Raw genomic sequence first — 19,944 nt, forward strand, 5'->3', positions numbered from 1 at the left:
AATCCAAATCCAAATCTTTGACAAAGTATTTTAAATATTATATAATAACCATACCACCAGTAGGGGGGATAGAAAGGAGAAAAATGGAAGAAATAAAATTAAAAATACAAGGCATGAGCTGTGAATCATGTGCGGCTAGAATAGAAAAAGTTTTAAGTAAATACGAATATATCGACACAGTTAACGTGAACTTGCTTCAAGAATACGCATATTTGAAATTAAAAGAAGGATACGATATAGAAACTATCGTAGGCAAAATAAAGAAAGCGGGATATGATGTTCCGGTAAAGACATCGAAGTTTGATATCGAAGGAATGAGTTGTCAATCATGTGCATCTAGAATAGAGAAGGTTTTGAATAAAAATAATTTCAAAGATGTTAACGTAAATTTGTTGCAAAACTCACTTACAGTAAGTTTTTATGAGGGATACAAGACCAATTCTGAAGTAAAAAGATTAGTTGACAAAGCAGGATATTCTGCAGAAATAAAAACAGACAATAAAATAGCTAACGAAAAAAATATAACTGAATACGAAAAATTGAAACGTGATTTTATAATTTCTGCGATTTTTTCAATTCCTTTGTTTTCAGCGATGTTTTTTCACATGGCAGGAGTTCACACGATTTTAAATAATGGATATTTTCAATGGGCGTTGGCAACTGTGGTTCAATTCTACATTGGAAGAAGATATTATGTGAATGCGTATAAATCACTAAGAGGTGGAGGAGCTAACATGGATGTTCTCATAGCTTTGGGAACAAGTGCTGCCTACTTCTACTCGATTTATCATGTATTAATAGGATCTGACCAATTGTATTTTGAATCGTCTGCTGTTGTTATCACTTTGATTTTACTCGGAAAAGTTTTCGAAAAAAGAGCGAAGACTAGAACTACTGATGCTATAAGTAAATTAATGGGACTCCAAGCGAAAAAAGCTAACGTAATAAAAAATGGGGAAACTATCGAAACTGATATTGAAGATGTAATGGTTGGAGATAAAATTCTCGTAAAGCCAGGAGAAAAAATCGCCGTCGACGGAATAATTGTTGAGGGAAGTTCATCAGTTGATGAATCGATGATTACTGGGGAATCAATGCCAGTGAAAAAACAAGTCGGAGATGAATGTATAGGTTCTACGATTAATAAAAATGGATCATTTGTATTTGAAGCGAAAAAAATTGGCGAAGATACAGTTCTAAGTCAAATCGTGAAATTAGTGGAAGATGCACAATCCAACAAAGCGCCAATTCAAAGACTAGCAGACAAGATTTCATCTGTTTTTGTACCCATTGTTATTGTAATCGCTGTTATTACATTCGTCATCACTTATTTTGTGACAAAACAATTCGACAGAGCGTTGTTAAATTCAGTTTCAGTTCTTGTAATAGCGTGCCCTTGTTCATTGGGACTTGCAACTCCTACAGCTATTATGGTAGGAAGCGGCAAAGGCGCAGAGCTTGGAATTCTAATAAAAAGTGCTGAAGTTTTAGAAACTGCAAACAAAATCGATGCAGTTATTTTGGACAAAACAGGAACAATAACAAATGGTAAACCAGAAGTTGTAGATTACCAATCAAAAGATACAGACTTCTTAAAAATTGTATCCTCAATTGAAAAAAATTCAGAGCACCCACTTGCAGATGCTGTGGTTAAAGAATATGAAAAAAATAGTTCGGAGTTCTATAAAGTTGAAAATTTCGATTCGATTACTGGTAAAGGACTTTCAGCTACAATAAATAATGACAATTACTATATTGGCAATGAAAAATTGATGAGAGACAATAATATTGATGTCAATGTAGATATTCAAAAATATCAATCTCAAGGAAATACAGTTGTGCTTGTTGGAAAGAACGATGAATTTTACGGATATATTTTGATTGCAGATAAAATAAAAGAATCCTCACCAGAAGCTGTTTCAAAGTTAAAAGACGATAATATCGATGTATATATGATAACTGGTGATAGCGAAAATACTGCAAAACATATCGCAGAAAAAGCTAACATCGACCATGTGATAGCAGAATGTTTGCCAAAAGACAAATCAGATAAAGTGTTGGATTTGAAAAATCAAGGCAAAAAAGTAGGAATGGTTGGAGATGGAATAAACGATGCTCCAGCGCTTGCGACAAGTGATGTTGGATTTTCTATTGGAACTGGTACTGATGTTGCGATTGAGGCGAGTGACATCACAATTATAAATGGCGATTTAAATAAAGTTAATACTGCGATAAAATTAAGTCACAGGGTAATTAAAACCATAAAACAAAATTTATTCTGGGCGTTTTTCTACAATGTTGTTGGTATTCCGATTGCTGCATTTGGATTTTTGAATCCAATGATAGCAGGTGCTGCAATGGCGTTCAGTTCGGTAACTGTAGTTACAAATTCGTTGAGAATTAAAAATTTTAAGGAGGAAAAATAATGAAAAAAGAATTTGAAGTATTGGATATGGTGTGCAATCATTGTGTAGAATCAGTGACAAAGGCTTGTAAATCAGTCGATGGAGTTACAGATGTAAATGTTTCATTAGAAGACAAAAAAGCAGTAGTTGAAGGCGATTTTAATGAAGATGATATCATCAAAGCTATCGATGAAATAGGATTTGAGGCTATTGTGAAATAATGACAGAACACAAACAAAAAGCCCTCAAAAAAATCAAAACTGTTCGTGGACAACTCGATGCGATTGTAAATATGATTGAAGAGGATAGATATTGCGTGGATATTTCCACTCAGATTTTAAGTTGTATTGGTCAATTGAAAAAAGCGAATATCGATATTTTAAACGGGCATATGAGAACATGTGTTAAACATGCAATAGAAAATGATAATGCAGATGAAAAAATTGAAGAAGTAATCAACATTATTGACAAATATATCAAATAATGAAAACTTCCCCAGAGCAAATGAAAATTTGTAAGGGGAAGTTTTTTTGATTTTTGGATTTAGTGATTAGTATCGTTTGCAAAAATGTAAATTGGGTATATATAGAATAAGAAAATAAGAAATTATTTCTTAATTCATAAACAGGAGGAATTTTATGAAACTTAATTATGTAACAAAAGATATCAAATTGACTGATGATTTGAAACAAATGGCAGAATCTAAATTACACAAGTTAGATAAATATTTCCATGACGAACAACAAGCTCGTGTAGTATTCAAAAAAGAAAAGGACAAAGCGAGAGTTGAAGTCACTATGATTTTAGATAAAGGAGTTGTTTTAAGAGCGGAAGAATCCAACGAAGATATTAAAACAGCTATCGACAAAGTTGAAGACGCGTTAGCAAGACAAATAAGAAAACACAAAACAAAATTACAAAAGAGATTTACAGAAAGTAATTCAATAAGATTTGAAGCTGTTGAAGAAAACGAAGAAAACAACGACAAAGAAATCCCAACAGGTGCAATAGTTAAGACAAAAGAATTCGGAATCAAACCAATGGACAAGGAAGAAGCTATCATGCAAATGGAATTAATCGATCATGATTTCTTTGTGTTCTTGGATTCAAAAACTAATAATGTAAATGTTGTTTACAAGAGAAAAGATGGCAACTACGGATTATTAGTTCCAGGATTTGAAAAATAGCAAAAATGTTCAAATTGATGATATAATAAGAGAGAAACAGGATTTCTCTCTTATTTAAGTGGAAATAATGTTAAAATCAGTTTAAGAAGAAAAATGCAATCAAAAATATATCAGAAAAATTTTTGATGTTGTCATTGTAAATTATTAGGAGGTAATTATGTCAACACCACATATCGAAGCGAAAAAAGGAGATATCGCAAAAACAGTTTTATTGCCAGGAGATCCATTGAGAGCGAAATTTATTGCAGATAATTTCTTGGAAGATGTAAAACAATTCAACGCAGTTAGAAATATGTTCGGATACACTGGAAAATACAAAGGAAAAGAGATTTCTGTTATGGGAACTGGAATGGGAATTCCATCTATAGGAATTTATTCTTACGAACTTATCAACGAATACGGAGTAGAAAATCTTATTAGAATTGGTTCAGCAGGAGCTTACAGCAAAGACCTTGATTTGTACGATGTCGTAATAGCAATGGGAAGTTGTTCAGATTCCAATTTTGCTCACCAATTCGATTTAGAAGGAACTTTTTCTGCAATTTGTGATTATGATTTGTTGAGAAAAGCAGTAAATGTTGCAGAAGAAAAAAACATCGACGTTCATGTTGGAAATGTATTCTCAGCAGATATTTTCTACAACCAAAAATCTGAAGAATGGAAAAAATGGGAAAAAATGGGCGTGCTAGCAGTTGAAATGGAAAGCTACGGATTGTATTTGACAGCAAAAGCCAACAACGCAAGAGCTTTGACTATTTTGACAATTTCTGACTCATTCCATTCAGATAAGCAAACTACTCCTGAAGAAAGACAAACATCATTTACAAAAATGATGGAAATTGCATTGGAATTAGGTGAATAATATGGAATTAAATAAATATATCGACCACACTTTATTAAAAGCAGATGCAACATCAGCTGACATCAAAAAAATCTGCGATGAAGCAGTTAAATATGATTTTAAAAGCGTGTGCGTAAATTCTTGTTACACATCTTTGGTTAAAAAGTCTTTGGAAAATTCAAGCGTTTTGGTGTGCACTGTTGTGGGATTTCCACTTGGTGCTATGAGTATCAAATCAAAAGCTTTTGAAGCAAAGACAGCAATCGAAGATGGTGCAGATGAAATTGACATGGTTATCAATATCGGCAAATTAAAAGAACAAGATTATGATTATGTTGAAAAAGATATCCAAGCTGTAAGAGATGCTACAAAAGGAAAAGTTTTGAAAGTAATTATCGAAACTTGTTTATTAACTGATGAAGAAAAGAAAAAAGCTTGTGAAATCTCCGTGAAGTGCGGCGCTGATTTCGTGAAGACTTCTACAGGTTTTTCAACAGGCGGAGCAAAAGTAGAAGATGTCAAATTGATGAAAGATACTGTTGGAGACAAAGCTATGGTAAAAGCAAGTGGTGGAATTCATTCTAGAGAAGAAGCTTTATCTATGATAGAAAATGGAGCAGATAGAATCGGAGCATCAAGCGGTATTAAAATAGTAGAAGGATAATTGTAAAAGATGCTAAATATTTAGCATCTTTTCGTTCATTTAAGGAGTAATATGTATTATAGAGATCAACATTGTCATACGGAATTTTCATTCGATAGTAAAGAAAAATTTGAGAATTATTTAAAGCTTGTCAAAGGTGACATTATCACAACCGAACACTTGGATTATGGGTTTACCTATAATGATGGTAGAGTTGAGAATGTGGACATTGATTATGACAAATACGTAAAAGTGATTGAAGAACACAACCAAAAAAGTTCACAAAAAATCTTAAAAGGAATAGAAATTGGATACACAACTGAGAATTTGGAAAAAATCAAAAACACTGTGAACAGCAGAGATTATGACATTCAACTTTTGTCAGTTCATCAATTCAATGGTAAAGATTTTATGAATCCAAAGCCAGAAGATTACTCTCAAAGAGAGTTTCTTACAAATTATTTTGAAAAAATGCTGGAAGCTGTGAATAATTTCAAGGATTTTGATGTGTTAACACACATTGATTACGCATTAAGACTTAATAAATTGGAATCTAAAAATATGGACATTGTAGATGAATATTTGACAAAAGTTTTTGCAGAACTCATTAATGATGAAAAAGCCTTGGAGCTTAACACTAGAAGCGTGTACCAATACGACAACTTAGAATATTACACATTTGCGCTCAAAAAATACGTGAAAATGAAGGGCAAATTATTCTCAGTTGGTAGCGATGCGCACTATGAAAATTATTACAGATATCACTTTGATGATGCTTTCAAATTATTAAAAAGCGTGGATGCAAAGTATTTGGCGATGTTTGAAAATAGAAAAATGACTACAATAAAAATGGAGGATATGTAATGAAAGTTTTGATTACTAATAGAATCCCTGAAGAAATTATAAAAAAATACGAAGAGAATTTTGAAGTAGATTATCACGATAGTTTGGACTTTTTGTCAAAAGAAGAATTGAAAACTAGAATAAAAGATGTCGAAGGATTAGTGTGTCCTTTGAGTGAAAAAATCGATTCAGAAATTATCGATGCAGCTAAAAATTTGAAAATAATTGCAAATTACGGCGCTGGTTTTGACAATGTTGACATTGATTACGCAAAAGAAAAAGGAATAATTGTCACAAACGCACCGGCATCTGCATCTACAAAATCGACTGCAGAATTGACTTTTGGTTTGATGATAGATCTACTCAGAAATATTACAAAAATGAATTCTGATTGTTATGATAATTCATTCGAAGGCTGGAAGCCTGTGTATGGTTTGGGAGAAACATTGGAAGGTAAAACTTTGGGAATAATCGGACTTGGAAGAATTGGAACTGAAGTTATGAGAAAAGCCAAAGCGTTTGACATGGATGTGATATTCTACAATCGTAGCAAAAAGGAAGTTGATGGGGCAAAGCAAGTAGATTTAGATTATTTACTTGAAAACAGTGACGTAATAACTTTACACACAGCTTATAGCGAAAAACTACATCACTTAATAGATGCAAAAGCATTCTCAAAAATGAAAAAATCAGCATATCTTATCAACGCATCGCGTGGCAAAGTTATTAGCGAACAAGATTTGATAAATGCATTAAATAATGGAGAAATTGCTGGTTGTGCATTGGATGTGTACGAATTTGAGCCCAAAATTTCAGAAGATTTGAGAAATGCCAAGAATATTTTATTGGCGCCTCATGTGGGAAATGCAACTAAACTTGCGAGAGTTCAAATGGGAGAATTTACTTTTGATAATATTATGCAATTTAAAAAAGGAGAAATCCCTAAAAATAAAGTAAATTAGTTTATTATCGCGTTTAATTATGGTATACTAATTTAGTAAAAAAATGAAAAGGGGAATTTATGACTGATGATATAAAAGCATTGTTCCAATCAAAAGGGTTTTTTGTGTTTTTATCATTGATGTTTAAATTGTTTTTGGATTTGAGTTATTCTTATGCAATAAGTCCGTTGTTTTCATACATGGGGCTTGTGAACAATTTAAATATTTACAAATTGATAGAATCATACGCTTTGGTTGTGATAATGTGTTATACGATAAGGCATAAAGTAGAGAGAGTCAGTGATTTTTATCTGATGCTATTTTATGTTTTGATAATCATACCATGTTTAAATATATATCCTTATAAGGATTTCTCCAGATTATATATGTACATGTTGATAGCATCGTTTTATACAATTCAAATTTTCGCTAATTCACCTAAATTGAGATTATCTTTCTCTGATAAAAAAATCAACGAAAATTTCATAGTCTATGCTTTTGCACTGGTTGGAATATTGATGTTTGCTTGGATAATAATGCGAGGCGGGCTAAAATATTTGAATTTCGATTTTAGAAAAGTATACGACACTAGAAGGGAAATTGCGGAAGTAATCTTCCCAGGACCATTTGCATATTTTATGAACTGGTATGGTAAAATTATCAACCCAACTTTGTTGGTGTTCTGCCTTTGGGATAGAAAAAAATTAGGAACGGTAATCACATTGATTTGCCAAGTATTTTTCTTTGGATTTACTTCACATAAATCAATGCTGTTTTATCCAGTTTTGGTAATTTTTATAGCTATCGTAAAGGGAAACAAATACACTGGAAATTTAATGACTATGGGACTAGCGGGGCTTACATTTTTGTGTTTAGCTTTTTATTTGATAACGGATAATTGGCAACCTATAAGTGTAATCGTAAGGCGTGTTTTCATGGTAACTGCAGATAATCATTTCAGATATTATGATGCATTCAAAAATATTGATTTCGTGTATTTGACAGACAAATCTTGGGTATTTGGTGGAAAATTGTATCCATATAATTATCCAATCCAGGCGTTGATTTCGATGATTTATTACGGTCATCCAAACACATGGGTTAATACAGGATTTATCGCAAATGGATACGCTAACTTTGGTTTTTACGGAATGTTAACTTATTCTGCGATCACTGGTTGGTTAATTGGAATTATGGATGAAATCTCATACAAAAAAATGCCTTTGTGGGTAGCTATAGCGATAACTATTGTGCCTGTGTTCAATCTTATTAGTGTGGATTTGCTTACAGGACTTCTATATCACGGATTGATTATGAGCATAGTTTTAATGTGGTTATTGAGTAAAAGAGATAAAAAAGTTAAGGAGATATAAACTTGGAAGAATTAAATTTAAAAGAAGCGTGGCAAGCAATACTTAGAAAATTGCCACACATTATAATAATAATGCTTGTGTGTGCGTTATTGACAAATGTTTTTAATAATGTTTTGGGAAAGGACTCTTACTCATCAAAAGTTTCAATAATGGTGGGAAGTCCAGAAGATTTTGAAAAAGAAGGAGCAGTTGTTTCCAAAGTAGACGCAATGATCAATACACAATTGGTTTCAAATGTTGAACAATTGATTAAATCAAATTCTGTTTTGGATAGAGTAGCAGAAAAAGTAGGAAATGGTGTTAGCTCTTCTGATTTAAGAAAAGATTTAAAAGTAAAAAGCGTTCCATCTACATCAATTATTGAAATGGAATATTCAAGTGAAAGCGCTGAACAAACTAACAAAGTATTGGAAGAATCATTAAAAGCTATTACAGATTTGACTAAAAAAACGATGAAAAAAGATAACATTCAAGTCGTTGATGCACCTAATGCCAAGAAGAAAATCAAACAACTTGTCAATAAAATGGACACAGCAATAGGATTGTTCTTGGGAATGTTAATCGGTCTAGCATATGCATTTGCATCTTATTACAAAGATCCTAATATTTTCAGTAAAGAACAATTACAAAACAAATTGGGACTTGAAACAGTTAGCGTACTTTCAAATGATTACAATGAAAGTTCAAATAGCGCATTAAGCTTATTGAACAGAAGAATAGATAGTTTTGATAATGTTGGTGTATTTAGTTTTGATCAAAATACAGCAAATTTAGCCAAAGCATACAATTCAAATTTTGATAAGAAAATTACCGCTGTAAGTCCAATTTCAGAAAAAGTAGACCTTACAGATTTGACAAAAGACATTCAAAACGCAATCGTACTTTACAAGAAAGACGATTCAAGATTAGGAGAAATCAAAAACACATTGGAAGCCATAAAATCATTAGGCATTAATCCAATTGCAGCAGTTGAAATCTCCAAATACAATGCAGACGATAAAAAATATTTACCATATGCTTAATAAAAAACGCATTAGGATGAAAATTCTAATGCGTTTTTTTGTGTGTGAGTTGACTTTAATGGGTATAAAAATAATGGTGATTAAATGATAAAATCAAAACTTTTTAAAAATTTTACAGAAGACGAATTTGAACAATTTGTAGTTGAATCAAATTCAAAACTTAATAAATACAACAAAAACTCATGTGTTTTTTCTCCGGGGGATGTTTGCGACAAAATCTACGTTTTAAAAAGTGGCAAGCTAAGTCTTGAAAAAACGGATATAAATGGCAAAAATACAGTAGTAAATATTTTCAAAAACCATGGAGAAGTCATGGCGGAAGTGTATTCTTATTTAAATAAAATCAGCGATTTTACTTTAGCTTGCAATACTGATTGTGAAATATTAGAAATTCCTGTTAGTTTCTTCGATATTTCTAAAGACTCAACTCCGATAAAAAATAAAATAATGACCAATTTGGTTACAATTCTTGCTGAAAAAGCATTTTTCTTAAATAGCAAGGTGAGGTTGTTGTCAAGTTTTTCATTAAGACAAAAGATTGCAACTTTTTTAATTCAGACGCAGAAAAATGACGTATCAAATACTGGAATGACAAGGCAACAAATGGCAGATTTTATGGCAACTACTAGACCTTCTTTATCTAGAGAATTATTAAATATGGAAGATAGTGGATTGATAGAATTGCATGGGGGTGAAATTATAATTAAAAACAAAACCGAATTGGTAAATTTACTGTAATGGATTAACGTAACTTATGTTACGGAAACTCACACTTATGATTCATTATAATTAAATCATAAGTTAGACTTAATCAAGGGGGAAATAAAATGGAAAAAACTATTGAAAAAAATGAAGAAATGTTTTGTTATCAATGTCAAGAAACTGCAAAAAACATCGCATGTACAAAAAAAGGGGTTTGCGGTAAAACATCAGATGTAGCAAACATCGAAGACTTGCTTGTATGGGTTACAAAAGGATTAGGCGAAATCCTAACTAGAATGAGAAAAGAAAACAAAGATATCTCTAATTTACATTCTTATGTCAACAATAATTTGTTTACTACAATTACAAACGCAAACTTCCACTATGAAGATTTGTTAGAAAAAGTAAAAGAAACTATCGATTTGAACCAAAAATTAATCGAAGGCTTAGATGACAAAGAAAACTTGTCAAAGGCAGCTTTGTATAACGAAAAAGACGATGATGAATTAAAATTGAAATCACAAATTATCGGCGTGTTGAATACTTTGGATGACGATAAGAGAAGTCTTAGAGAACTTATTACTTACGGATTGAAGGGAATGGCAGCCTACAATAGACACGCTAATGTTTTGGGAAAATTCGATGAAAATGTAGACGAATTTATGGAAAATACTTTAGCAAAATTAATGGACGATAGTTTATCCGTAGAAGATTTGATAGCTCTTACATTAGAAACTGGATCAAATGGTGCAGCAGCAATGGCTCTTTTGGATAGTGCAAATACATCTGCTTACGGAAATCCAGAAATTTCAGAAGTAAACATCGGTGTTAGAAACAATCCTGCAATTTTGATTTCGGGTCATGATTTAAAAGATATGGAAATGCTTTTGGAACAAACTCAAAACACAGGAGTAGACGTGTACACTCACAGTGAAATGTTACCTGCAAATTATTATCCAGCTTTCAAAAAATACGACAATTTCGTGGGAAATTACGGAAATTCTTGGTGGTTACAAGACAAGGAATTCGAATCATTTAATGGTCCAATCTTGATGACTACTAACTGCATAACTCCACCAAAAGATTCTTACAAAGATAGAGTATTCACAACTGGCGTTGCAGCATATCCTGGAATGAAACACATTGTAGCAGATGAAAATGGACACAAAGATTTCTCAGAAATAATCGAGCTTGCAAAAAAATGTGATTCACCAAAAGAAATCGAAAACGGTAAAATAGTCGGTGGATTTGCACATAATCAAGTGTTAGCTTTGGCAGACAAAGTTGTTGAAGCTGTTAAAAATGGAGATATTCAACAATTTGTAGTAATGGCTGGTTGTGACGGAAGACAAAAAGGTAGAAATTACTACGAAGATTTTGCGAAAGCATTGCCTGATGACACAATTATTTTAACTGCTGGTTGTGCAAAATACAGATACAACAAATTAAACTTAGGAGATATCAATGGAATTCCAAGAGTTTTAGACGCAGGTCAATGTAACGATTCTTATTCATTAGTTGTAATAGCACAAGCTTTACAAAAAGCTTTTGGTCTTGATGATATCAACGATTTGCCAATTAGCTACAACATTGCATGGTATGAACAAAAAGCAGTAATCGTGTTACTTGCACTTTTGAGCTTAGGCGTTAAAAATATTCATCTTGGACCAACTCTTCCTGCATTCTTATCTCCAAATGTAGCCAATGTTTTGGTAGAAAATTTTGGAATTGCTCCAATAGGAGAAGTTGATGAAGATATGGAAAAATTTGGAATAAAAACAAAATAATTCGTGAAAGTTCATTTAATTAAGAGTCCGAAAGGGCTCTTTTTTTATGGAGAATTATAGTTTAAAATCGATTGACTTCCAATTTTTAAAGATATATTATTATATAGATTGAAAAAATTTGGAGATATAAATGAAATACGAAAATTTTATTTTAAAATGTGAAGATGTGGAAATAAAAGCGTTGGAAATGAAATATTTGAGAGATTTTTATGAATACGCTATGCAAAATGAGGTGGGACCATCTGCGGGCTGGAAACCACATAAAACAATCGAACAATCCAAGAAAATTCTCAAAGATTTCATCGATTCAAAATTAGAATATGGAATTTATTTGGATGATAAATTGATTGGAATGATTGGGGTATATGAGGATGACTACTTGTATGAACAATTACAGTTTAAGGGTAAAACTGGAGTTGAAATCGGATATAGTTTGAATAAAAATTATTGGAATCGTGGGATTATGACAAAAGTTGTGAAGTGTTTTGTGAATCATTTGATGAATGATTTGGATTATGATTATGTTTCTTGCAATTGTTTTGTTGAGAATAAAAAGAGTGCAAGAGTTATTGAAAAATGTGGGTTCAAATTTTATGGTGAACATTTGTATGAAATTTTTGACGGAACAAAAAAGCGTTGCAATTATTATTACATAAAGAATTTGAAGGAGGGATAGATTGAATTTAGCATTAAAGAAGAGTAAGTTTTTCGGGGATAAAAATTTCTACAAAGGTGTGTTGGTACTAGCAATTCCAATTATTATTCAGCAACTTATTACTTCGTTTGTAAATATGTTGGACAATATTATGGTTGGACAAACTGGAACTTTTGCGATGAGTGGAGTTTCTGTTGCTAACCAATTGATTACTGTATTTAACTTGGCAATTTTTGGACTTGTGTCAGCGGCTAGTATTTTTGCGGCACAATTTGCAGGTAAGAAAGATTACAAAAATGTTCAAAACTGTTTGTATTTTGATGTGGTGTTATCTTTTATCGTTTCTGTGATTAGCGTTTTAATTTTCTGGGTTTTTGGCGAGAAATTATTGTATTTATTTATGAATCCAGATACAGATACTGTAAAAAATATTAATACGACTATGAAGTTTGCACTAGATTATACCAAGATAATGACTATAGGATTTATTCCTTTTGCTTTTTCACAATCCATCTCATCCTCAATGAGAGTGAATGGCGAAACTAGACTTCCGATGATAACGTCGATTATTACTGTTTTAGTAAATTTTGTGTTCAATTTGGTTTTGATTTTCGGACTTTTAGGTTTTCCTGCATTAGGACCAAAGGGCGCTGCGATTGCGACTGTTATTTCAAGATTTGTTGAACTTTCATTGTTTATTTATTTTGCAAACAAAAACAAACTTAGATTTACATTTTATTCTAATTTTTTCAAAAATTTCCATATCGATACAGGGCTTTTCAAGAATATAACTGTTGCGGGAATCCCTTTGATAATCAATGAAGTTTTGTATTCTGTAGGGATTGCTGCGATTACACAATCTTATTCAACAAGAGGAATTGAAGCTTTGGCTGCGTACAATATTTCTCAGACAATTATAGGGCTTTTCATCGTTTTTAATTTGGCGATGGGAGATTGTATTTCAATTATGGTAGGAAGACTTTTAGGTAGTGGAAATGTCGATGAAGCTGTGGACACAGACAGGAAATTAATTGTGTTCTCATTGATGTTAGCCCTTGTAGTTGGAATTGTGTTGATTATTTTGGCGCCACTTTTTCCAGAATTTTACAACACAACTGATGATGTAAAATCGATGGCGACAAATATGCTTAGAGTTGGTGGAGCATTTTTGTGGATATCTGCTTTGTACAATGCGTCATATTTTACACTCAGAAGCGGAGGCAAAACTATTCTGACTTTGCTTTTTGATTCTGTAGGAATTGTTTTAATTTCGTATCCAATTTCGTTTTTATTGGCAAAATTTACAGATTTAAATGTGGTGTTGATGTATTTGATAATTTCTGTGATTGATTTGTACAAGGTTATTTTGGGATTGTATTTAGTTGGAAAGAAAATTTGGGTAAAAAACTTGGCGAAATAATTGCTTTGGGTTTATTAATAAATGTTGAATTTGGCTATTTGTGATATAATAAAATAAGTTAAATTTATTTTTTATGGAGGATATTATGAGTGAAGTAAGAGTAAGATTTGCTCCAAGTCCAACAGGATTTTTGCACATTGGTGGACTTAGAACAGCTTTATATAATTATTTGTATGCTAAAAGAAATAACGGAAAATTTCTTTTGAGAATTGAAGATACTGATAGAACTAGATATGTTGATGGTGCTATCGAAAATTTATTGGAACAATTAAAATGGGCAGGGCTTGATCCGGACGAAGGAGTTGTTCTTGATGATGAAGGAAACGTAACTGAAGTTGGAGAATGTGGTCCTTATGTTCAATCTGACAGAGTAAAACAAGGTTTGTACCAAAAATATATCGATGAATTAATCGAAAAGGGTTACGCATATTATTGTTTCTGCTCAAAAGAAAGATTGGATCAAGTAAAAGCACAACAAAAAGCAGATGGTTTGATGCCAAAATATGACGGCCTTTGCAGAGGAATTAGTGTTGAAGATGCTAAGAAGAGAATTGCAAATGGTGAAGAATATGTTATTAGATTGAAACTTCCTGAAAACAAAGAAATCACATTTAACGATGCGATTAAAGGTAAGATTACTTTCAACACTAATGATATGGACGATCAAGTTTTGATAAAATCAGACGGATTTCCAACTTATCACTTCGCAGTTGTAGTTGACGATCATTTGATGGGAATTACTCATATTGTTCGTGGTGATGAATGGATTTCTTCAACAGCAAAGCATGTGTATATGTATCAATGTTTCGGATGGGATGTTCCAGAATTCGTTCACTTACCAGTTGTTTTAAACAAATCAGGTAAGAAATTATCCAAGAGAAATGACGACGTTGCAGTCAAAGATTTCCGTACAAAAGGATATTTACCAGAAGCTATCGATAATTACCTTGCATTAGTAGGTTGGTCAAGTGAAGATAACCAAGAAATTATGTCAATGGATGAATTGGAACACAAATTTGATTTCGGAAGAGTTTCAAAATCCGGTGGAGTTTTCGATACAGAAAAATTAAACTGGATCAATAGACATTATATTAAAGAAATAGAAAACGAAAAATTAGCATCAATGTTAAAACCATACTTGGTTGAAGATGGTGTGATTTCTGAAGATTATCCAGATTACAAATTATTAGAAATCGCCTCATTATTCAAAGAAGAGTTGGATTATTTACAAGAAATTACTGAAAAAGTTGAATTCTTGTTCAAGGATTATGAAATGGATGATGATGCTAAGGAATTCTTAAACTACGAAAAATTAGACGAATTGATGAATGCACTAAAAGAAGAAGTCGAATCAGTTGATGAAATCGAAAAAGAATTTGCATCAGGAGTTATGAAGAGAGTTCAAAAGAAAACAGGAATCAAGGGTAAGGATTTGTGGATGACTACAAGAGCTGTGGTTACTGGAAATGTTCACGGACCAGACTTGGATTCTATCATGGTAGTTTTAGGAAAACAAGAAGTTTTAGATAGGATTAACAAAGCTTTAAATAGATAGGAGAAGATATGAAGTTATACAATACACTGACACGAAAAAAGGAAGAATTCAAACCAATAAAAGAAAAAAATGTCGGTATATACGTATGTGGTCCTACAGTTTATAATTATATTCACGTTGGAAATGCAAGACCGATTGTGGTATTTGATACTTTGAGAAGATATTTTATTTACAAAGGATATAGTGTTAAATTTGTAAGCAACTTCACTGATATCGACGACAAAATCATAAATAAAGCAAAAGATGAAGATATAGACTTCAGAGAAATCACAAAAAAGTACATTGAAGCTTATTTGGACAATGTATCGGGACTTAATTTCGACGAAGAAGACACAATTCACCCAAAAGCTACTGAATATATCGATGAGATGATTAAATTCGTGAAAACTTTGGAAGACAAAGGCGCAGCTTACAATGTCGATGGCAATGTGTACTTCGATATAACAAAAGCAAAAGATTATGGCAAATTATCCAAGAAAAATATCGATGATTTACGTGCTGGAGCGAGAATTGATGTAAATAGCGAAAAGAAAAATCCAATGGATTTTGCTTTGTGGAAAAAGAGAAAAGAAGAAAGTGAACCGGCTTGGGAAAGTCCATGGGGAATGGGAAGACCTGGTTGGCACTTGGAATGCTCTGTAATGAGTAAATCAATTTTGGGTGACACTATCGACATTCACGCTGGTGGAGAAGATTTGCAATTCCCACACCACGAAAATGAAATCGCACAATCAGAAACATGCACTGGAGCTCATTTTGCAAATTATTGGCTACACAACTCAATGATAACTGTAGATAAGGAAAAAATGAGCAAATCAAAGAATAATTTCTTCTTATTAAAAGACATAGAAAAAGAATTTGATTTGGAAGTTATCAGATTGTGGTTGTTATCAGTTCACTACAGAAATCCGATTGATTTCAGTCACGACACGTTAGTTGCTACAAAAAACTCTCTGGAAAGATTGTACACTGCTAAGAAATTTTTGAATAGAATTTTGGAAAACTCTTCTGAAAAAGAAGAAAAAGATGATAATATAAAAGCATTCAGAGAAAAATTCGAACAAGCTATGGATGATGACATCAATACGGCCGATGCAATTAGCGTATTGTTTGATTTCATTAAATATATCAACAAAAATTACAATGAAAATACATCGAAAAATATCTTGCTTGACGCTAAGAAATTGATGGATGATATTTCTTATGTTTTGGGAATTTTATTCAAAGAAGATGACGATGATTTGGATTCTGAAATAGAAGATTTGATCGAACAAAGAAATGCTGCTAGAAAAGAAAAAGACTTCAAAAAAGCAGATGAAATAAGAGACAAACTCTTATCTATGGGAATTGTGTTAAAAGACACAAGAGATGGAGTTATATGGGAGAGAAGTAATTAATGAAGGTTAATCTAATTAGATACACTCCTGATGCACAAAAACTTGTCGCATCAAGTGCAAAACTTTGCTATTCAGATAGTTCTGTTATGGAGATTGAAGAGGGGCTAACTGATGAAAATGTAGAAAATTTCATAGATAAATTAATGGATTTGGGACACATGTCACCGGTTGAACACATTAGTTTTACTTTTGCAATAGAGGGTGTATCTAGAACTTTGACCCACCAATTGGTCAGACACAGATTAGCAAGCTACTCACAAAAATCCCAACGATATGTGAGAGCGAATAATTACGAGTATATTATCCCTCCAAAAATAAAAAATAATCCCAAGGCTTTAGAAATCTACGAGAAACACATGAAGCATACGATTGATGCATACAACGAACTCACAGAAATTTTGATACAAGAAGAATACGACAGATTAATCGAATCTGGTGTTGACGAGAAAAAAGCAAGATCAATGTCAGAAAAAAGCTCCATTGAAGATGCGAGATATGTATTTTCAAATGCGACAGAAACTAAAATTGTCATGACGATGAATGCACGTGAATTATTGCATTTCTTCGAAGCGAGATGCTGTCAAAGAGCCCAATGGGAAATAAGAGAAATGGCTACACTGATGCTGATTGAAGCGAAAAAAGTGTGTCCACAAATTTTCAAAAAAGCAGGGCCAGGTTGTGTTAAAGGAAGTTGTCCAGAAGGAAAGATGACTTGTGGTAAAATAAAACAAGTTAGAGAATATTTTAATAGCCTTGACTAGTTAGGAGATATTATGGGAAAGATTGCAATTTTAACAGATTCGGGTAGTGAAATTACACCCAAAATAGCAGAAGAATACGGCATTGAATTGATGCCACTTCAAATAAACTACTCAGATGTATCCTACGATGATTATACTGTTGATCCAAAATATATATATGAAAATATAGATAGAGAAGTTCCAAAAACATCCATCCCATCTCTTGGAGATATTGTAGAAAAACTAAACGAAATAAAGAATAAAGGATTCGATAAAATTATTTGTATTTCCATTTCTTCAAAACTAAGTGGAATGTACAATGCATTTATGCTTGCTAAAGACCAAGTGGAAGATGTGCAAGTAGAAGTATTTGACTCAAAAAATATTTCAATTGGTACGGGATTTTTTGCAATATTTGCGAGAAAATTAATCGACGAAGGGTTATCTTTTGAATCTGTAATTGAAAAAATGAAACAAAAAATAAAAGATTCAGTACCAGTTATAACTTTGGATACTTTAAAATATCTGTCTTTAGGTGGTAGAATAGGTAAAATTACTGGGATCGTTGGTAATTTATTAAATTTGAAACTTATAATATCTTGTAATGAAGACGGAGAATATTATACAGTAGAAAAAAATCGTGGTACAATGAAAAACATCAACCATGCTATTGATATAGTGAAAAAAGAATTAAATGGTATCAAGGATTATTACTTGGTTTTATTAAACGGTGATAATCAAAGAGCAATGGAAAAGGCCAAGGAAAGTATGAATGATTTAATTGAAGGAGCAAAGTTCTACTACGAAGGACAAATCGTTCCAACATTAAGTATCCATACTGGACCGGGATTATTTGGAATAGGATATTTTAAATTATAAATTAATAGGGGGCGAGCGAATGGGAAATAAAAAAAGTAACATAGAATTTATTACAAACGGAAATATCACGGATGTGATTTTTAAATTAAGTATCCCATTGATGATTAGCAACCTAATCAAAACCCTTTATGGTATAACTGACGGAATATATGTAGCTCGAATTAGCTCGGAAGACTATGCTGCGACATCTTTTACTTGGCCGGTGCTTTATTTGTTCATAGCAGTGGGGCTTGGGGTAAGTGTGGCAGCTACTTCTTTAATGAGTCAAAGACTTGGAGCTAGAAAATTAAAAGACTGCTCAATATACGCTGTTCATACATTAATACTTACCACAGTACTTGGAGTTATCTTTAGCATTCTAGGTGTAATTACCGCACCATTTATTGTAAGATGGATGGGAGCGACAGGAAGCTTTGAATACAAATCATACATATTTCTTGCAATAAACTCTGTAGGGCTATTGTTTGATATGATATTTTTCGGATATCAATCGATACTCAATTCTCAAGGAAGAACGAAATCCATGACGATTGTATCGACAATATCATCCATTACAAATGTTGTTATAGATCCGTTCTTTATTTTTGATAATGTTTTGGGCATCCCAGGACTTAACATGGGACTTGCAGGTGCCGCATGGGCGACAGTTTTATCTAAAGTATTGCTTGTAGTTTTTGCAATAAGAGTTGTCAAAAAAGAATCCGAAATCGAAGTTAGTTTCAAAAACTTCAAGCTTGATATGGGAATTATCAAACACATATTCTCCATCGCTATCCCAGCATCACTTGGATCAAGTGGAGAGGCTATCGGGTTTACTGTTCTTAATGGATTCATTCAATCATACGGCACAACGACACTTGCTGCATTTTCTATGGGCAACAGATTGTCCGATATATTCAATCAAGGAGCTATAGGAATTGGAATGGCGTTGACATCAATTACAGGACAAAATATTGGAGCAGGTAAAAAAGAAAGAAGCAAGGATATTTTCAAACGTGCAAATATAATCATAACTTTCTTCTCTTTAGCTTCTGCGATAATTATTTTGCTTTTCAAAGATCAATTGCTGTCCATATTCATCAAAGACCGTTCGGATATTGAACTTTGGCGACAAGCTAGTGAGTATATGTATTTCTCAGCGATAATTACATTTTTCATGGGTTATTTCTCAGCAATCAATGGTTTCTTCCAAGGAGTTGGAAAAACAAAGCTTACAATGTATTTATCACTTGCTAGATTGTGGGTTTTAAGACTTCCACTAATTATGATACTAAAAAAATTGACAGATCTTGGCTCAACAGGAATTTGGATTTCGATGTTAGTGTCCAACGGACTTACAGTTTTGATAGGATTTATAATATACAAACGCGGCAAATGGGAAAGATAAGACTGATGTTAATCATCGGTCTTTTTTTATTGATAAAAACAATATATTACAATAATTAAATAAATTTTCTAATTATAAAATTGAACATAAAATTTGAACAAACATTGATAACTTAATAATATCTCATATAATTTTTAAAATAATTTTAAAAGTATTCTGATAATTTT

Annotated in this window: 19 protein-coding genes; all 19 read left to right on the plus strand. The window is 32.4% G+C overall.

Features of this window, described 5'->3' with window-relative positions:
* The first annotated feature begins 83 nt into the window (after positions 1-83).
* The 19 genes from ABDJ34_RS07370 to ABDJ34_RS07460 all read left to right on the plus strand — a co-directional run bounded on the left by ABDJ34_RS07370 (position 84) and on the right by ABDJ34_RS07460 (position 19,777).
* Positions 84-2,426 carry a heavy metal translocating P-type ATPase gene (locus ABDJ34_RS07370; protein ID WP_412701892.1) on the plus strand — a complete coding sequence of 781 codons (2,343 nt, stop codon included), beginning with the start codon at positions 84-86 and terminating at the stop codon, positions 2,424-2,426.
* The gene (locus ABDJ34_RS07375) at positions 2,426-2,626 is read left to right on the plus strand and encodes a heavy-metal-associated domain-containing protein (protein ID WP_412701893.1); all 201 of its coding nucleotides are present in this window, start codon (positions 2,426-2,428) and stop codon (positions 2,624-2,626) included. The genes ABDJ34_RS07370 and ABDJ34_RS07375 overlap by 1 nt, the downstream gene beginning before the upstream one ends.
* Positions 2,626-2,889, plus strand: a complete 264-nt coding sequence (locus tag ABDJ34_RS07380) for a metal-sensing transcriptional repressor (RefSeq protein WP_002841343.1) — start codon at positions 2,626-2,628, stop codon at positions 2,887-2,889. Before ABDJ34_RS07375 ends, ABDJ34_RS07380 begins: the two co-directional genes overlap by 1 nt.
* 154 nt (positions 2,890-3,043) lie before the next feature.
* Positions 3,044-3,592, plus strand: coding sequence for a ribosome hibernation-promoting factor, HPF/YfiA family (hpf, locus tag ABDJ34_RS07385; RefSeq protein WP_412701894.1), 549 nt, complete (start codon positions 3,044-3,046; stop codon positions 3,590-3,592).
* 157 nt (positions 3,593-3,749) lie between these two features.
* Entirely contained in the window at positions 3,750-4,454 is a 705-nt protein-coding gene (gene deoD / locus ABDJ34_RS07390) for a purine-nucleoside phosphorylase (RefSeq protein ID WP_002835475.1), read from the plus strand.
* A gap of 1 nt (position 4,455) precedes the next feature.
* Positions 4,456-5,097 carry a deoxyribose-phosphate aldolase gene (deoC, locus tag ABDJ34_RS07395; protein ID WP_094208345.1) on the plus strand — a complete coding sequence of 214 codons (642 nt, stop codon included), beginning with the start codon at positions 4,456-4,458 and terminating at the stop codon, positions 5,095-5,097.
* A 51-nt stretch (positions 5,098-5,148) separates the two neighbouring features.
* A complete protein-coding gene (locus ABDJ34_RS07400; RefSeq protein ID WP_412701895.1) occupies positions 5,149-5,940 on the plus strand; it encodes a PHP domain-containing protein in 792 nt (263 codons plus the stop codon).
* A complete protein-coding gene (locus ABDJ34_RS07405) occupies positions 5,940-6,881 on the plus strand; it encodes a 2-hydroxyacid dehydrogenase family protein (protein WP_412701896.1) in 942 nt (313 codons plus the stop codon). The genes ABDJ34_RS07400 and ABDJ34_RS07405 overlap by 1 nt, the downstream gene beginning before the upstream one ends.
* A 59-nt stretch (positions 6,882-6,940) precedes the next feature.
* Entirely contained in the window at positions 6,941-8,233 is a 1,293-nt protein-coding gene (locus ABDJ34_RS07410; protein ID WP_412701897.1) for a hypothetical protein, read from the plus strand.
* Positions 8,234-8,235: 2 nt separating this feature from the next.
* Positions 8,236-9,255: a YveK family protein gene (locus ABDJ34_RS07415; RefSeq protein WP_412701898.1), complete on the plus strand. Its 1,020-nt coding sequence runs from the start codon at positions 8,236-8,238 to the stop codon at positions 9,253-9,255.
* A gap of 84 nt (positions 9,256-9,339) precedes the next feature.
* On the plus strand, positions 9,340-9,993 hold the full coding sequence (locus ABDJ34_RS07420; RefSeq protein ID WP_412701899.1) for a Crp/Fnr family transcriptional regulator: 654 nt from the start codon (positions 9,340-9,342) through the stop codon (positions 9,991-9,993).
* 89 nt (positions 9,994-10,082) lie between these two features.
* Positions 10,083-11,744, plus strand: coding sequence for a hydroxylamine reductase (hcp, locus tag ABDJ34_RS07425; RefSeq protein WP_412701900.1), 1,662 nt, complete (start codon positions 10,083-10,085; stop codon positions 11,742-11,744).
* A 130-nt stretch (positions 11,745-11,874) separates the two neighbouring features.
* Positions 11,875-12,420 (plus strand): GNAT family N-acetyltransferase, encoded by a 546-nt coding sequence (locus ABDJ34_RS07430; protein ID WP_412701901.1) that lies wholly within the window; start codon positions 11,875-11,877, stop codon positions 12,418-12,420.
* A 1-nt stretch (position 12,421) separates the two neighbouring features.
* Entirely contained in the window at positions 12,422-13,819 is a 1,398-nt protein-coding gene (locus ABDJ34_RS07435; protein WP_412701902.1) for an MATE family efflux transporter, read from the plus strand.
* Between the two features lie 85 nt (positions 13,820-13,904).
* Positions 13,905-15,374 (plus strand): glutamate--tRNA ligase, encoded by a 1,470-nt coding sequence (gltX, locus tag ABDJ34_RS07440; RefSeq protein ID WP_412701903.1) that lies wholly within the window; start codon positions 13,905-13,907, stop codon positions 15,372-15,374.
* Between the two features lie 8 nt (positions 15,375-15,382).
* Positions 15,383-16,771, plus strand: a complete 1,389-nt coding sequence (gene cysS / locus ABDJ34_RS07445) for a cysteine--tRNA ligase (RefSeq protein ID WP_412701904.1) — start codon at positions 15,383-15,385, stop codon at positions 16,769-16,771.
* On the plus strand, positions 16,771-17,532 hold the full coding sequence (gene thyX / locus ABDJ34_RS07450) for an FAD-dependent thymidylate synthase (protein WP_412701905.1): 762 nt from the start codon (positions 16,771-16,773) through the stop codon (positions 17,530-17,532). The genes cysS and thyX overlap by 1 nt, the downstream gene beginning before the upstream one ends.
* 12 nt (positions 17,533-17,544) lie before the next feature.
* Positions 17,545-18,390: a DegV family protein gene (locus tag ABDJ34_RS07455; RefSeq protein ID WP_412701906.1), complete on the plus strand. Its 846-nt coding sequence runs from the start codon at positions 17,545-17,547 to the stop codon at positions 18,388-18,390.
* Positions 18,391-18,409: 19 nt separating this feature from the next.
* Positions 18,410-19,777, plus strand: a complete 1,368-nt coding sequence (locus ABDJ34_RS07460) for an MATE family efflux transporter (protein ID WP_412701907.1) — start codon at positions 18,410-18,412, stop codon at positions 19,775-19,777.
* Positions 19,778-19,944 lie beyond the last annotated feature (167 nt).

This window comes from Finegoldia dalianensis, assembly GCF_046255015.1.
In the GTDB taxonomy this organism is placed as follows: Bacteria; Bacillota; Clostridia; order Tissierellales; family Peptoniphilaceae; genus Finegoldia; species Finegoldia magna.

What these genes read in the sequence shown, in the direction of transcription:
- hpf (WP_412701894.1), top strand. Translation starts at nt 3,044, where the DNA reads ATGAAACTTAATTATGTAACAAAAGATATCAAATTGACTGATGATTTG.
- ABDJ34_RS07375 (WP_412701893.1), top strand. Translation starts at nt 2,426, where the DNA reads ATGAAAAAAGAATTTGAAGTATTGGATATGGTGTGCAATCATTGTGTA.
- ABDJ34_RS07380 (WP_002841343.1), top strand. Translation starts at nt 2,626, where the DNA reads ATGACAGAACACAAACAAAAAGCCCTCAAAAAAATCAAAACTGTTCGT.
- deoC (WP_094208345.1), top strand. Translation starts at nt 4,456, where the DNA reads ATGGAATTAAATAAATATATCGACCACACTTTATTAAAAGCAGATGCA.
- deoD (WP_002835475.1), top strand. Translation starts at nt 3,750, where the DNA reads ATGTCAACACCACATATCGAAGCGAAAAAAGGAGATATCGCAAAAACA.
- hcp (WP_412701900.1), top strand. Translation starts at nt 10,083, where the DNA reads ATGGAAAAAACTATTGAAAAAAATGAAGAAATGTTTTGTTATCAATGT.
- ABDJ34_RS07400 (WP_412701895.1), top strand. Translation starts at nt 5,149, where the DNA reads ATGTATTATAGAGATCAACATTGTCATACGGAATTTTCATTCGATAGT.
- ABDJ34_RS07455 (WP_412701906.1), top strand. Translation starts at nt 17,545, where the DNA reads ATGGGAAAGATTGCAATTTTAACAGATTCGGGTAGTGAAATTACACCC.
- thyX (WP_412701905.1), top strand. Translation starts at nt 16,771, where the DNA reads ATGAAGGTTAATCTAATTAGATACACTCCTGATGCACAAAAACTTGTC.
- ABDJ34_RS07430 (WP_412701901.1), top strand. Translation starts at nt 11,875, where the DNA reads ATGAAATACGAAAATTTTATTTTAAAATGTGAAGATGTGGAAATAAAA.
- ABDJ34_RS07405 (WP_412701896.1), top strand. Translation starts at nt 5,940, where the DNA reads ATGAAAGTTTTGATTACTAATAGAATCCCTGAAGAAATTATAAAAAAA.
- ABDJ34_RS07460 (WP_412701907.1), top strand. Translation starts at nt 18,410, where the DNA reads ATGGGAAATAAAAAAAGTAACATAGAATTTATTACAAACGGAAATATC.
- ABDJ34_RS07370 (WP_412701892.1), top strand. Translation starts at nt 84, where the DNA reads ATGGAAGAAATAAAATTAAAAATACAAGGCATGAGCTGTGAATCATGT.
- gltX (WP_412701903.1), top strand. Translation starts at nt 13,905, where the DNA reads ATGAGTGAAGTAAGAGTAAGATTTGCTCCAAGTCCAACAGGATTTTTG.
- ABDJ34_RS07420 (WP_412701899.1), top strand. Translation starts at nt 9,340, where the DNA reads ATGATAAAATCAAAACTTTTTAAAAATTTTACAGAAGACGAATTTGAA.
- ABDJ34_RS07410 (WP_412701897.1), top strand. Translation starts at nt 6,941, where the DNA reads ATGACTGATGATATAAAAGCATTGTTCCAATCAAAAGGGTTTTTTGTG.
- cysS (WP_412701904.1), top strand. Translation starts at nt 15,383, where the DNA reads ATGAAGTTATACAATACACTGACACGAAAAAAGGAAGAATTCAAACCA.